Genomic DNA, 13,819 nt, shown 5'->3' with positions numbered 1-13,819 from the left:
TCGCACTCTTATCTAGTCTCCAACAAGCGACTTCCATCAAACTCGATCACTCTTCAAATACACAAAAAGTGAATCGTTTTGTTGCCTGGTAATTCACGCCTTTCGATCTTTCAGAAACGGACTTCGCGGTAAGGCTTCAAGGAGAGAACCCCATGACAAGCACTTCGAACAAACCCGAACTTGCACCCCCGACCCTGGCGCAAACTCACAAGGCCGGCATCAGCATCACCTCGGCCGCTCATCTTATGATCGACGTGCCGCCCTATCCCGGCATGGACGAAGGCGACCTGATCGAGCTGTTCTGGAACAACTGCTACGTGGCCTCCAGCGTGTTGGGGACTGACCATGGCGGCAAAGCGGTGAGCCTGCGGGTGCCGGAAAGCTTCATTGCCAACGGTTCTGCTCGCGTCCATTACAAGGTCATGCAGGTCGGGCAAGGGCCGGCGGTATCTCCAGCGACGCGTGTCCAGATCAAACTGGATTGCCCCGGTGGCCTGCCCTCCCCACTTTGCGATGAGGAAAACCAGAGCCTGGCGCCTGTGTTCATCCCCGAGACCATTCGCCGTCAGGGGGTCAACCCGAACCAGGTCAAACGCGGCGTGCCATTGACCATCGAACCGTACCTGAACATGGCCGCCGACGACGAAATCACCCTGCGCTGGGGCGATGTGCGCATGGACCTGCCCAAACTCAAGGCCAGCGATGTGGGGCAGCCGATTCAGGTCTGGGTGCCGCCGGCGATCATTCTCGAAGCCGGCGAAGATCTTCGACTGGAAGTGACCTACTGCATTCTCGATCGGGTGGGCAACAACTCGCGCTGGGCACCGGCCCGCACACTGAAGATCGGCTGTGCCAATCCCTACCTGAAAGTGCCGCCGAAAGAAGTACTCGAAGCCGCAGAACCCAGAAGGCGGTGAGGCCCTGTAGCAGGGAAGAGACTGATACCTCTTCTATCTATATTCCTAAAAGTTAGTTTATTAATTATTTATACGCGTTTAGGGTATATACACCGGACCACCGGACATTCGTGTTTTTCGTTCGCCGCAACACCTGCGGCGTTTTCATGAGATGTGAGGTAGGTATGGTCCGGAACACAATCACCCCAGTGCAAATCGCCAGGGCATTGCGTGCAGCCAAGGAGCGGCACTGATGTCCAGTCTGGCAGATGTAATCGTCCAGAGTGATCTGGACGTCGCCCCATTGTTGTTGCCCGCGCAGGTCTTGCGCAACGACGCACAAGCCATCAAGGCTGCCCAAGAGCTGGCGCAAGTCGCCCGCCTGCAAGCCGCCAAACGTGACCAGCAGCGCAAGTTGCCCTGGTCGGAAATCGAACAGTTCACCCGCAGCGGCCTGGGCAGCATTGCCATCCCGCGTGAGTACGGCGGCCCACAGGTTTCATTCGTCACCGTTGCCGAAGTCTTCGCGATCATTTCCGCAGCTGACCCGGCCCTGGGGCAGATCCCGCAGAACCAGTTCGGGATTCTCAACCTGATACTGGGCAGCGCCACCGAGTCGCAGAAAAAACAGCTGTTCAAAAGCGTGCTCGAAGGCTGGCGGATCGGTAACGCAGGCCCTGAGCGCGGTACCAAAAATACCCTGGAACTCAAGGCGCGAATCACCGCCGACGGCGATGGCTTCGTCATCAACGGGCAGAAGTTCTACTCCACCGGCGCCTTGTTCGCCCACTGGGTGGCCGTCAAGGCGCTGAACGACGACGGCAAGCAAGTGCTGGCCTTCGTTCGTCGTGGCACCCCGGGCCTGCGCATCGTCGATGACTGGTCGGGTTTCGGCCAGCGCACCACCGCCAGCGGCACCATTTTGCTCAACAACGTGCGGGTCGACGCCGAGCTGGTGGTGGATAACTGGAGGATCAACGACAGCCCGAACACTCAGGGCGCCGTATCGCAGCTGATTCAAGCAGCCATCGACGCCGGCATCGCCCGGGGCGCTATCGATGACGCCATCGAATTCGTGAAAACCCGTGCCCGGCCCTGGATCGACGCCAATGTCGAACGGGCCAGCGACGACCTCTACGTGATCGCCGATATTGGCAAGCTGAAAATCGAACTGCACGCCGCCGAAGCGCTGCTGCGCAAGGCCGGGCAAGTGCTCGATCAGGTCAACGCCGCGCCGCTCACCGCCGAGTCCGCGGCTCGCGCCTCGATTGCCGTGGCGCAAGCCAAAGTGCTGAGCACCGAGATCTCGCTGCTGGCCAGCGAAAAACTCTTCGAACTGGCCGGCAGCCGCGCCACCCTCGCCGAGTTCAACCTCGACCGCCACTGGCGCAATGCCCGGGTGCACACGCTGCACGATCCGGTGCGCTGGAAGTATCACGCAGTTGGGGCTTATCACTTGAACGGCACGTTGCCGGCTCGCCACTCCTGGATTTAACGACCAGATCGCTGGAGAAACACATGTCTCTTTCTCGAAACGTCGCGGTTATTACCAGCGATGAGCAAGCCCTGATCGTCGCCGGTGACCTGGCCGACGACTTCAAACGCGACAGCGCCCTGCGCGACCGCGAACGTCGTTTGCCGCACCCGGAACTGGAAGTGTTTTCCCGTTCGGGCCTTTGGGGCATCAGCGTGCCAAAGGAATACGGCGGCGCCGGGGTTTCCAACGTCACCCTGGCCAAAGTGATCGCGTTGATCGCCCAGGCTGACGGCTCCCTGGGGCAGATCCCGCAGAACCATTTCTACGCCCTCGAAGTGCTCCGTGTGAACGGCAGCCATGAGCAGAAAAAGCGCCTGTACGCCGAAGTACTGGCCGGCCAGCGTTTCGGCAATGCACTGGCGGAACTGGGCACCAAAACCGCCCATGACCGCGTCACCCGCCTGACCCGCGACGGTGACGGCTATCGCATCAACGGTCGCAAGTTCTACGCCACCGGCGCCATTTACGCCCAGCGCATCCCCACCTCAGTAGTGGATGAAAACGGCGTGCAGCAGCTGGCCTTCGTCCCGCATAACAGCAAAGGCCTGACGGTCATCGACGACTGGAGCGGCTTCGGCCAGCGCACCACCGGCAGCGGTTCGGTGGTGTTCGAGGATGTCTACGTCGCAGCCGAAGATGTGGTGCCGTTTCAAAGCGCGTTCGAACGCCCGACCACTGTCGGCCCATTGGCGCAGATTCTCCACGCCGCGATCGACACCGGCATTGCCCGCGCAGCCTATGAAGATGCATTGCATTTCGTGCGCACCAAAACCCGGCCGTGGATCGACGCCACGCATGAAACAGCCACCGAAGACCCGCTGACCATCAAGAGTTTCGGCCACTTGAGCATTCGTCTGCACGCCACCGAAGCCTTGCTGGAACGCTCCGGCGAATTCCTCGACCGGGCCCAGGCCGACACCAATGCCGAGACCGTCGCCGCCGCGTCGATTGCGGTTGCCGAAGCCCGGGCCATCAGCACCGAGATCTCCCTCGCCGCCGGCAGCACGTTGTTCGAACTGGCTGGTAGCCAGGCGACCCTGATTGAGCACGGCCTCGATCGCCACTGGCGCAACGCCCGGGTGCACACCCTGCACGACCCGGTGCGCTGGAAGTATCACGCGGTGGGCAATTACTACCTCAACGATGAAAACCCGCCGTTGCGGGGGACCATTTGATGAGCAAAAAGAAGATCCTGCTCAACGCGTTCAACATGAACTGCATCGGGCACATCAACCATGGTCTGTGGACCCATCCACGGGACAACTCCACCCAATACAAAACCATCGAGTACTGGACTGAGCTAGCGCAGTTGCTGGAGCGCGGACTGTTCGACGGTCTGTTCATCGCCGACATCGTCGGCGTGTACGACGTCTACCAGAACTCGGTCGACGTGCCGCTCAAAGAGTCGATCCAGTTGCCGGTCAACGACCCGCTGCTCCTGGTCTCGGCCATGGCCGCGGTCACCAAGAACCTCGGCTTCGGCCTGACCGCCAACCTGACCTACGAGCCGCCGTATCTGTTCGCCCGACGCCTGTCGACCCTCGATCATCTGAGTCGTGGACGGGTCGGCTGGAACATCGTCACCGGCTATCTGGACAGTGCCGCCAAAGCCATGGGTCTGAGCGAACAGGTGGAACACGACCGCCGCTACGACCAGGCCGACGAATACCTGCAAGTGCTCTACAAACTCTGGGAAGGCAGCTGGGAAAACGGCGCGGTGCTCAACGACCGCGAGCAACGGATCTACGCCCAGCCGGACAAAGTGCACAAGGTCGAGCACAAGGGCGAGTTCTATCAGGTCGAGGGTTATCACCTCTGCGAGCCATCGCCGCAACGCACGCCGGTGCTGTTCCAGGCTGGCAGCTCCGATCGCGGCCTGCTGTTCGCCGGTCGGCATGCCGAGTGCGTGTTCATCAGCGGCCAGAACAAACCGGCGACCCGGATTCAGGTGGACAAGGTGCGCGCCAGCGCCGTCGAGGCCGGGCGCAAGCCTGAGGACATCAAGGTGTTCATGGGCTTGAACGTGATCGTCGGCGCCACCGAAGCGCTGGCCTGGGCCAAGCATGCCGAGTACTTGAGCTACGCCAGCGCCGAGGCCGGCGTGGCGCACTTTTCGGCGTCCACCGGGATCGATTTTTCCGAATACGAACTCGACGAACCGATCCAGTACGTGAAAAGCAACGCCATCCAGTCCGCCACCAAGAACCTGCAAAACAACGACTGGACCCGCCGCAAACTGCTGGAACAACACGCCCTCGGTGGCCGCTACATCACCGTGGTCGGCTCACCTGAGCAAGTGGCCGATGAGCTGGAATCATGGATCGCCGAAACCGGCCTCGACGGCTTCAACCTGACACGGATCGTCACCCCGGAAAGCTATGTGGATTTCATTGAGCTGGTGATTCCGGAATTGCAGCGCAGGGGCTCGTACAAGACTGCTTACGACGACGGCAGCCTGCGGGAAAAGCTGTTTCAGCGTGACGCGCATTTGCCTGAGCAACACACGGGCTCCCACTACCGACACTAACCCCCGACCCTGATCGTTCCCACGCTCTGCGTGGGAATGCAGCCAGTGACGCTCTGTGTCATCGCCGCAGGGACGCGGAGCGTCCCGGGAGGCATTCCCACGCGGAGCGTGGGAACGATCGGCCTTAACTTGACTGGAAAACTCATCATGAAAAAGACCTACCTCTCCCACCCAGTCAAAGCACTGGCCCTGGCCCTCGGCCTCTTCAGCTCTATCACCTTCGCCGCCGACGCGCCGTTGAAGGTCGGCACCACCGCCGCCTTCGCCATTCCGCTGGAGGCCGCCGTAGAGGAAGCCAGCAAACAAGGCCTGAAAGTCGAACTGGTGGAATTCAGCGACTGGATCGCTCCCAACGTCAGCCTCGCCTCGGGCGACATCGACGTGAACTATTTCCAGCACATCCCGTTCCTGGAAAACGCCAAGGTCGCGGCCGGCTTTGATCTGGTGCCGTTCGCCCCGGGCATCATCAACAACGTCGGCCTCTATTCGAAGAAATACAAAAGCTTCGCCGAGTTGCCAGAAGGCGCCAGCGTGGCCATCGCCAACGACCCGATCAACAGCGGTCGCGGTCTGCAACTGTTGGCCAAGGCCGGCCTGATCACCCTCAAACCGGGCGTCGGCTACAAGGCCACCGAAGAGGACATCATCGCCAACCCGAAGAAAATCAAAATCCTTCAGGTCGAAGCCGTGCAACTGGTACGCGCCTACGACGACGCCGATCTGGTCCAGGGTTATCCGGCCTACATTCGCCTGTCGAAAACCTTCGATGCCAGCTCCGCGCTGCTGTTCGACGGTCTCGATCACAAGGAATACGTAATCCAGTTCGTGATCCAGCCGAAAAGCAAAACCGACCCACGGCTGATCAAATTCGTCGACATCTATCAGCACTCGCCAGCGGTTCGCGCAGCGCTGGATAAGACCCATGGCAAGCTCTATCAAGCTGGCTGGGAAAGCTGAGCATGACGGCCGCCATCCAACGGCGACTGGAGACTCCAGAGCCACACAGTGCTGAACGCACCGAGCTGCACCCCGAGCTGAACCGCGCCCACGTGCGTTTCATCGGCCTGGGTAAAACCTACAATGGCCAGCAAGGTCCGGTGGCGGCCCTGCACGGTATCGACCTGGCAATCCAACGCGGCGAAGTGTTCGGCATCATCGGGCGCAGCGGTGCCGGCAAGTCGTCTCTGATCCGTACCATCAACCGCCTCGAACAACCGAGCAGCGGGCGAGTGCTGATCGATCAGGTGGACATCGGCGAGTTCGATGAAGACCGCCTGGTGGCGCTGCGCCGGCGCATCGGCATGATCTTCCAGCACTTCAATCTGATGTCGGCCAAGACAGTTTGGCAGAACGTCGAGTTGCCGCTGAAAGTCGCGGGTGTACCCAAGGAAAAACGCGAGCAGAAGGTCCGTGAATTGCTCGAACTGGTCGGCCTGCAAGGTAAACACAAAGCTTATCCGGCGCAGCTTTCCGGCGGGCAGAAACAACGTGTCGGCATCGCCCGTGCGTTGGTGCATGACCCGGAAATTCTGCTGTGCGACGAGGCCACTTCGGCCCTCGACCCCGAGACCACCCAATCGATCCTCGGCCTGCTGCGCGAGATCAACCAGCGACTGGGCCTGACCATTGTGCTGATCACTCACGAGATGGCGGTGATCCGCGATATCTGTGATCGGGTCGTGGTGCTGGAGCACGGGCGAATCGTCGAGCAAGGGCCGGTCTGGGAAGTCTTCGGCAACCCGCAGCATGAAGTGAGCAAGACCTTGCTCGCACCGCTGCAACACGGCCTGCCGGACGAACTGCAAAGCCGCTTGCAGGCACAGCCGCAGTCTTCGGACGCTGCCGTGGTCCTGCGCTTGCAATTCACTGGCAATACCCGCGACGAGCCAGACCTGGCGGCGCTGTTCAGCGCCCTCGGTGGTCGTGTGCGTTTGCTGCAAGGGGGCGTGGAACGGATTCAGGGCCATGCGCTGGGGCAATTGCTGCTGGCGGTGACCGGTTCGTCCCTTGGCGCCGAGGAATTACGTCAACGCGCCGGGCATTGGGCGCAACAGGTGGAGGTGCTGGGTTATGTGGTTTGATCGATTGCTGCAAGGCTTCATCGACACCTTCCTGATGGTCGGCGTGTCGTCACTGATCGCGCTGTTGGTGGGTATTCCGCTAGCGGTGATTCTGGTTACCAGCACCAAAGGCGGGATCTACGAAGCACCGGCGCTGAACCGCGCACTGGGCGCGTTCGTGAACCTGTTCCGCTCGATTCCGTTTCTGATTTTGATGGTGGCGCTGATTCCGTTCACCCGGTTGATCGTCGGCACCACCTATGGCGTTTGGGCAGCGGTGGTGCCGCTGACTATTGCCGCTACGCCGTTCTTCGCACGCATCGCCGAAGTCAGCCTGCGGGAAGTCGACCACGGGTTGATCGAAGCGGCGCAGGCGATGGGTTGCCGACGCTGGCATATCGTCTGGCATGTGCTGCTGCCCGAGGCGCTGCCGGGGATTGTCGGCGGCTTCACCATTACGCTGGTGACCATGATCAACTCGTCGGCCATGGCCGGGGCGATTGGCGCCGGTGGGTTGGGGGATATTGCTTATCGGTATGGGTATCAGCGCTTTGACAGCCAGATCATGCTGACGGTGATTGTGTTGTTGGTGGTGTTGGTGGCGGTGATTCAGTTGGGCGGGGATCGGTTGGCGCGTGGGTTGAACAAGCGCTGAATCAAGATCAAAAGTGCGAAAGCGCTTATAGTCAGTGCTTCTTTCTTTTTCTGTGCAGCCGACCATGAAACAGACTCCCGCCGACCTGGAGCAGATCACCTCTACCACCCTGGGCCATTACAACGCGGTGGCCGAGGACTTCCGTGAAGGCACTCGCGATCACGATGTCAGCCAGAACATCGATGCCCTGTTGCGGCATATTCAGGGTGAGGCGCCCTTCAGCATTCTCGACTTTGGCTGTGGCCCCGGTCGCGACCTGAAAACGTTTACCCGCCTGGGCCACATCGCCATCGGGCTCGACGGTTCGGAAAAGCTTGCGCAGATGGCCCGGGACGACAGCGGGTGTGAGGTCTGGCAGCAGGACTTCCTGAAGCTCGATCTGCCAGCCGAGCGGTTTGACGGGATTTTTGCCAATGCGGTGCTGTTTCATGTCCCGAGTCAGGAGTTGCCCAGGGTGTTGAAGCAACTGCGCGCGGCATTGAAGCCGGGCGGTGTGTTGTTCAGTTCCAATCCCCGTGGCGAGAATCAGGAAGGCTGGAACGGACCGCGTTATGGGGCGTATTACGATCTGGCGGCGTGGAAGGAAATGCTGACCGAGGCGGGGTTTGTGGAGCTGGAACATTACTACCGGCCGGCGGGGCTGCCGCGGGAGCAGCAGCCTTGGTTGGCGAGTGTTTGGCGTCGAGCCGACTGATCGTTCCCACGCTCCGCGTGGGAATGCAGCCAGTGACGCTCTGCGTCACAGCCGCAGGGACGCAGAGCGTCCCGAGAGGCATTCCCACGCGGAGCGTGGGAGCGATCATTACGTAGATTCTTTTTTCGGTTCGTGAACCTTGTACCAGGCCACGTACAGCGCCGGCAAAAACAGCAGCGTCAGCAACGTCGCAATGATGATCCCGCCAATCATTGCGTAGGCCATTGGCCCCCAGAACACTTCCCGGGCGATCGGGATCATCCCCATACTCGCCGCCGCGGCCGTCAACAGAATCGGCCGACGCCGATGTTCCGTAGCCTGCACCACCGCGTCCCACGGCGTATAACCGCTCTTCTCGAAAGAATCGATTTGGGTCACCAGAATCACCGAATTGCGGATGATGATGCCGATCAGCGCCAGAATCCCGAGGATCGCCACGAAGCCCATGGGCGTGCCCGTCGGGATCAGCGCCAGCACCACGCCGATCAAGCCGAGCGGCGCGACGCTGGCCACCAGGAACAGCTTCTGCACGCTGTGCAACTGGATCATCAGGAAGGTCGCCATCAAAAACAGCATCAACGGCACGACCTTGGCAATCGGTCCCTGGGCCTTGCCGCTTTCCTCCACCGTGCCGCCAGTGGCGACTTTGTAGCCCACCGGCAAACCGGCGGCGAACTTGTCGATGTCCGGTTGCAACTGCTTCACCAGGTCGGTCGGCTGAATCTCGTCGCGCACCGCAGCCTTGATGGTGATGGTCGGTTTGCGGTCACGACGCCATACCAGCGGTTGCTCCAGTTCGTAGCGCACCGTGGCAAACGCCAGCAGCGGTATGGAAGTGCCGCCGGGGGTGACGATCTGCAAGTTCTGCAAGGTTTCCGGGCTGCCGCGCTCGGCATCTTCAGCGCGGCCGACCACGTCGATCAGGTAGATGTCGTCATCGACCTGCGTCACCGGCGAGCCGACGACGATGCTGTTCATCAGGTTCGCCACGTCTTCCGACGACAGCCCCAGTTGCCGCGCCTTGTCTTGCGCGATGTCGATGCGCAGCACTTTGCCCGGCTCGTTCCAGTCGTAAATGATCTCGCCGATGTGCGGGTTTTTATCCAGTTCAGTGGCCAGGGCGATCGCGTGCTTGCGCACTTGATCGATGTCTTTACCGCTGACCCTGTATTGAATCGGACGCCCCACCGGCGGGCCCATTTCCAGGGCCTGGACGTAACTGCCGATGCCGACGAAGTCTTCACGCAAGCGCTTTTGCAAACGAGCAGTCAGCGCCGTGCGTGACTCCAGGCCTTTGCTGACGATCACCAGTTGCGCGTAGTACGGGTTCTGCAATTGCTGGTCGAGGGGCAGGTAGAAACGGATCGCGCCCTCGCCGATGTAGGTGCTCCAGCGCACGATGTCCGGGTCGCCCTTGAGCGTCGCTTCGAGCTTGTCCACGGCTTTGCGGGTTTCGGCGATCGAGGCGTTTTGCGGCAGGTTCAGGTCGACGAGGATTTCCGGGCGGTCCGAGGACGGGAAGAACTGGTTCTGCACGAACTGCATGGAAAACACCGAGAGCACGAACAGCGCCACGGTGATACCGATGGCCCACCAGCGGTTGCGCATGGCCCACAGCAGGCCGCCATTGAACGCCCGACCGATGCGCCCTGGCTCTGCGTCGTGAGGTTTCACATTGCTGCTCAGAATATGCACACCGAGTACCGGGGCGAACAGCACGGCGACGATCCATGACACCAGCATGGCCACCGCGATCACCGCGAACAGCGTGAAGGTGTACTCTCCGGCGGAGCTCGCGTTCAAGCCGATCGGCACGAAACCGGCGACGGTAACCAGCGTGCCGGTGAGCATCGGGAACGCCGTCGAGGTGTAGGCGAAGGTCGCCGCCTGTTCTTTGGTTTCGCCCATTTCCAGGCGCGTGACCATCATCTCCACCGTGATCATCGCGTCGTCCACCAGCAGGCCGAGGGCGATGATCAGCGCTCCGAGGGAAATCCGCTGCATGGTGATGCCACTGTATTCCATGAAGAGGAAGACCATCGCCAGCACCAACGGAATCGAACACGCCACCACCAGCCCGGCGCGCACGCCAAGGCTGACGAAGCTGACGATCAGCACGATCACCACGGCTTCGAACAACGCACTGGTGAAACCGCCGACCGCTTCTTCCACCACTTCGGCCTGATCGGAAACGTTGTGCACGCCAACGCCCACCGGCAGGTCGGCCGTCAGCTCGTTCATACGCAGATGCAGCGCCTTGCCAAATGCCTGGATGTTGCCGCCCTTCTTCATGGCGATTGCCAGGCCGATGGCCGGCTGGCCGTTGAAACGAAACTCCGGGGTGGCAGGATCGACATAGCCACGGCTGATGTCGGCGATGTCGGCCAGGCGGTAGAAGCGGTCGTTGAGCTTCAGGTTAACGTTGGCCAGGTCTTTCTCCGAGGCAAACTGCCCCGAGGTCCGCACCGAAATCCGCTCCGGGCCGGCCTCGATCACTCCCGCCGGGGTCACGGCATTCTGTGATTGCAGGCTCTGCACCACCTGGCGCTGATCGATGCCGAGGGCGGCGAGTTTGCGGGTGGAGAAGTTCAGGTACAGCACTTCATCCTGCTCGCCGATCATTTCGACCTTGCCCAACCCTGGCACTTCACGGATTTCGGCACGCACCTCTTCCACGTAATCGCGTAGCTGGCGCATCGACAGGCCGTCAGAGGTAAAGGCATACACCGAACCGAACACGTCACCGAACTCATCGTTGAAGCCCGGCCCTTGCAGGCCTTGCGGGAAGTCGCCGCGGATGTCGTTGATCTTCTTGCGCACCTGGTACCAGATTTGCGGAATGTCCTTGGCGCTGGTGGTGTCGAGCAGGTTGACGAAGACCGTTGATTCGCCGGGGCGGGTGTAGCTTTTCACGTAATCGAGCGAGTCGAGTTCTTCGAGTTTTTTCTCGATCCGGTCAGTGACTTGCTTGAGGGTTTCTTCCTGGGTCGCGCCGGGCCAACGGGTCTGGATCACCATGGTTTTGATGGTGAACGAGGGGTCTTCTTCGCGTCCCAGGTTCAGGTAGGAGAACACGCCCATCAACAGCGCGACGAACATCAAATACCAGACAAACGACTGATGCTTGAGGGCCCACTCGGATAAGTTGAAACTCCCTTTCATTGCGGGCTGCCCTCATCAATTCTCACTTTCTGCCCCGGCTTGAGGCTGTTCACACCGGCACTGACCACCCGCTCGCCGGATTTCACACCGTTGGCCACGACCACTGTGTCGTCGGTCCGGCTGATCAGGCTGACCTCCCGTGGGGCAACGGTTTGCGTCTGTGGATCGACGATCCAGATCCGTGTTTTCCCATCGACCTCCTGCAATGCGCTCGCCGGCAGTTCGAGGCGTGGTTTGATTTCAGAGCTGAGGGTCACGCTGATCGCCGTGCCGAGGTGAAAACCCGGCGGCGTATCGGTCAGGCTCAGGCGGGCGCGACGGGTACGGGTCGCGCTTTGGGCCTGGGGTTCGATTTCACGCACGATGGCGGTGCTGGTGATGCTCGGGTCCAGCTGCGAGGCGACCTGGAACACCACGTCGGCCGGCAAATCATCGACCAGGGTGTCGGGCAAGTCGATCACCGCTTCCTTGATGTCCGGCTGCGCCAGGGTCACCACTTGCTGGCCGGCGGTCACCACTTGCCCGGCTTCGGCATTCCACGCGGTGACAATGGCTTTGTGATCGGTGCGCAGCTCGACGTAGTTGAGTTGGTCCTGCGCCTGGTTGACTGCGGCCCTGGCTTGATCGAGGGACGCCTGGGTGGTTTTCAGTTCGGTCTGGGCGATGTCCAGTTGTGCCTGGGCACCGACCCCGCGATTGAACAACTCCTGCTGACGCCGGGCGTTGGCCTGGGCATTGATGAGCTGCGCCTGAACACGCGCCAGGTCACCCTGGGCCGAGCGCAACTGGTTCTGCTGATCGGTGGGGTCGAGGGTGGCGAGCAAGGCGCCTTTCTGGACTTCGGCGCCGACATCGACATTGCGGCTGGCGATACGCCCCGGCACCCGGAAACCGACATTGCTTTCGTAACGGGCCTGAATGCTGCCGGCGAACCGGCCGAGATCCTCTTGATGGAGCGCTTTCACTTCCACAGACAACACCGGCCGCACCGGTTCTGGCGGCGCTTCTTCCTTGGAACAGGCGACCAGCAGTGCAGCAGCGGACAACAGCAACAGGCGCTTCATGGCTGGGCTCCTGTCATTGGCGTCTTATAGGTGTTTTCGACGATCTCCACCTTCACGCCCGGATGCAGCAGTTGGCCGCCCGCAGTGACGACTTTTTCGCCACCGGTGAGGCCGGCGCTGACAATGACTTTGCCGGTCAGGTAACGGCCAACGGTGACCGTGTGCAACTGCGCCTTGCCCTCGGCGTCCACCAGCCACACGGCCGGGTCGCTGAGATTTTTGGTCAGGGCCGCCCAGGGCAGTTCCACTGCGGTTTTACCCACTGGCTTGGCCGTGGCGCTCACCACCGAGCCGAGCTGCATTCCTTCAGGGAGACCGTCGAGGCTGACTTTGACTTGCACCGTGCCAGTCTGCGCGGACACCGCTGGCGTGACTTCGCGAACAGTACCCGTGGTCTTGATTTTCGGGTTATCGAGCAGGCTGACCACAATCGATCGGTCTGACGGCGGCTCGGTCAGTAGCGATTCGTAAACATTGAACACCGCATCACGCTCGCCGTCCCGGGCCAGGCTGAAAATCGGCACCGTGGCTTGTACCACCTGGCCGACTTCGGCCTGGCGCGCGGTAATCACGCCGGGTGCATCGGCAATCAACGCGGTGTAGCTCAGTTGATCGCGGGCGTTGGCCAATTGCGCTTGAGCCGCGCTCAATGCGCTCTGGCTGCTGCGCAAGGCCGCTTGGGCGGAGTCGTATTCGCTCTGGCTGGTGTAGCCCTTGGGCAGGAGTTTTTGCTGGCGAACGAAGGCGGCGGCAGTCTGTTTGACCCGCGCCTGTTCGGCAACCACCTGGGCCTGGGCCGAATCGACATTGGTTTGCAGGTCTTTGGGGTCAAGCCTGGCCAGCACTTGTTTGGCCGACACCCGGTCACCGACATCGACCATTCGCTGGATGATCTTGCCGCCCACGCGGAATGACAACTCGGTTTGAACTCGGGCCTGGACATCTCCGGTGAGTGTCACCGCGGCGGCGTAATCGGTTGGCTTGACCTCTTGCACGAAGACTCGCGGACGGTCCTTCTCGACGGGCTTTTTTTCGCCACAGGCGGTCAGCAAGGCGAAGAGGCTCAGGCCAACCATTAATTTCAATCCGGGACCCGCCATGCAGACTCCTTTGCGTTGTACGTACGTGCCAGTGACGATACGACTGTGAGCTTAGAACAGGGTTCAACAGGTGCACGGGGTTGCTACGTACCTTATGGCCTGGGGACTATCCTGTGGCGAGGGA

Annotated in this window: 11 protein-coding genes; 8 read left to right on the top strand and 3 right to left on the bottom strand. The window is 61.0% G+C overall.

Annotation, left to right across the window (positions count from 1 at the left end; translation table 11 throughout):
• The first annotated feature begins 152 nt into the window (after nt 1–152).
• The 8 genes from PSH69_RS01090 to PSH69_RS01055 all read left to right on the top strand — a co-directional run bounded on the left by PSH69_RS01090 (nt 153) and on the right by PSH69_RS01055 (nt 8,369).
• Complete coding sequence (locus PSH69_RS01090; protein ID WP_305410783.1) at nt 153–917, top strand: hypothetical protein; 765 nt, start codon at nt 153–155, stop codon at nt 915–917.
• A gap of 232 nt (nt 918–1,149) precedes the next feature.
• On the top strand, nt 1,150–2,391 hold the full coding sequence (locus tag PSH69_RS01085; RefSeq protein WP_305410782.1) for an SfnB family sulfur acquisition oxidoreductase: 1,242 nt from the start codon (nt 1,150–1,152) through the stop codon (nt 2,389–2,391).
• Nucleotides 2,392–2,414: 23 nt separating this feature from the next.
• Entirely contained in the window at nt 2,415–3,608 is a 1,194-nt protein-coding gene (locus PSH69_RS01080; RefSeq protein ID WP_305410781.1) for an SfnB family sulfur acquisition oxidoreductase, read from the top strand.
• Nucleotides 3,608–4,960, top strand: coding sequence for an LLM class flavin-dependent oxidoreductase (locus PSH69_RS01075; RefSeq protein WP_305410780.1), 1,353 nt, complete (start codon nt 3,608–3,610; stop codon nt 4,958–4,960). Before PSH69_RS01080 ends, PSH69_RS01075 begins: the two co-directional genes overlap by 1 nt.
• Before the next feature lie 147 nt (nt 4,961–5,107).
• Nucleotides 5,108–5,917 (top strand): MetQ/NlpA family ABC transporter substrate-binding protein, encoded by an 810-nt coding sequence (locus PSH69_RS01070; protein ID WP_305410779.1) that lies wholly within the window; start codon nt 5,108–5,110, stop codon nt 5,915–5,917.
• 2 nt (nt 5,918–5,919) lie between these two features.
• Nucleotides 5,920–7,041, top strand: a complete 1,122-nt coding sequence (locus PSH69_RS01065; RefSeq protein ID WP_305410778.1) for a methionine ABC transporter ATP-binding protein — start codon at nt 5,920–5,922, stop codon at nt 7,039–7,041.
• A complete protein-coding gene (locus PSH69_RS01060) occupies nt 7,031–7,675 on the top strand; it encodes a methionine ABC transporter permease (protein ID WP_018929342.1) in 645 nt (214 codons plus the stop codon). The genes PSH69_RS01065 and PSH69_RS01060 overlap by 11 nt, the downstream gene beginning before the upstream one ends.
• Before the next feature lie 64 nt (nt 7,676–7,739).
• Nucleotides 7,740–8,369, top strand: a complete 630-nt coding sequence (locus tag PSH69_RS01055) for a bifunctional 2-polyprenyl-6-hydroxyphenol methylase/3-demethylubiquinol 3-O-methyltransferase UbiG (protein WP_305410777.1) — start codon at nt 7,740–7,742, stop codon at nt 8,367–8,369.
• A 108-nt stretch (nt 8,370–8,477) separates the two neighbouring features.
• Here the strand turns inward: PSH69_RS01055 and PSH69_RS01050 are convergent, their stop codons facing one another.
• From PSH69_RS01050 to PSH69_RS01040, 3 genes are read right to left on the bottom strand one after another with little or no spacing between them, the layout of a single operon-like run.
• Nucleotides 8,478–11,531, bottom strand: a complete 3,054-nt coding sequence (locus PSH69_RS01050) for an efflux RND transporter permease subunit (RefSeq protein WP_305410776.1) — start codon at nt 11,529–11,531, stop codon at nt 8,478–8,480.
• The gene (locus PSH69_RS01045; protein WP_305410775.1) at nt 11,528–12,595 is read right to left on the bottom strand and encodes an efflux RND transporter periplasmic adaptor subunit; all 1,068 of its coding nucleotides are present in this window, start codon (nt 12,593–12,595) and stop codon (nt 11,528–11,530) included. Before PSH69_RS01045 ends, PSH69_RS01050 begins: the two co-directional genes overlap by 4 nt.
• Nucleotides 12,592–13,695 carry an efflux RND transporter periplasmic adaptor subunit gene (locus PSH69_RS01040; protein WP_305410774.1) on the bottom strand — a complete coding sequence of 368 codons (1,104 nt, stop codon included), beginning with the start codon at nt 13,693–13,695 and terminating at the stop codon, nt 12,592–12,594. The genes PSH69_RS01045 and PSH69_RS01040 overlap by 4 nt, the downstream gene beginning before the upstream one ends.
• Nucleotides 13,696–13,819 lie beyond the last annotated feature (124 nt).

The organism is Pseudomonas sp. FP1740 (assembly GCF_030687165.1).
GTDB lineage: Bacteria > Pseudomonadota > Gammaproteobacteria > Pseudomonadales > Pseudomonadaceae > Aquipseudomonas.
This window is presented reverse-complemented; position numbering and strand designations above follow the sequence as displayed.

What these genes read in the sequence shown, in the direction of transcription:
- PSH69_RS01090 (WP_305410783.1), top strand. Translation starts at nt 153, where the DNA reads ATGACAAGCACTTCGAACAAACCCGAACTTGCACCCCCGACCCTGGCG.
- PSH69_RS01085 (WP_305410782.1), top strand. Translation starts at nt 1,150, where the DNA reads ATGTCCAGTCTGGCAGATGTAATCGTCCAGAGTGATCTGGACGTCGCC.
- PSH69_RS01080 (WP_305410781.1), top strand. Translation starts at nt 2,415, where the DNA reads ATGTCTCTTTCTCGAAACGTCGCGGTTATTACCAGCGATGAGCAAGCC.
- PSH69_RS01075 (WP_305410780.1), top strand. Translation starts at nt 3,608, where the DNA reads ATGAGCAAAAAGAAGATCCTGCTCAACGCGTTCAACATGAACTGCATC.
- PSH69_RS01070 (WP_305410779.1), top strand. Translation starts at nt 5,108, where the DNA reads ATGAAAAAGACCTACCTCTCCCACCCAGTCAAAGCACTGGCCCTGGCC.
- PSH69_RS01065 (WP_305410778.1), top strand. Translation starts at nt 5,920, where the DNA reads ATGACGGCCGCCATCCAACGGCGACTGGAGACTCCAGAGCCACACAGT.
- PSH69_RS01060 (WP_018929342.1), top strand. Translation starts at nt 7,031, where the DNA reads ATGTGGTTTGATCGATTGCTGCAAGGCTTCATCGACACCTTCCTGATG.
- PSH69_RS01055 (WP_305410777.1), top strand. Translation starts at nt 7,740, where the DNA reads ATGAAACAGACTCCCGCCGACCTGGAGCAGATCACCTCTACCACCCTG.
- PSH69_RS01050 (WP_305410776.1), bottom strand. Translation starts at nt 11,531, where the DNA reads ATGAAAGGGAGTTTCAACTTATCCGAGTGGGCCCTCAAGCATCAGTCG.
- PSH69_RS01045 (WP_305410775.1), bottom strand. Translation starts at nt 12,595, where the DNA reads ATGAAGCGCCTGTTGCTGTTGTCCGCTGCTGCACTGCTGGTCGCCTGT.
- PSH69_RS01040 (WP_305410774.1), bottom strand. Translation starts at nt 13,695, where the DNA reads ATGGCGGGTCCCGGATTGAAATTAATGGTTGGCCTGAGCCTCTTCGCC.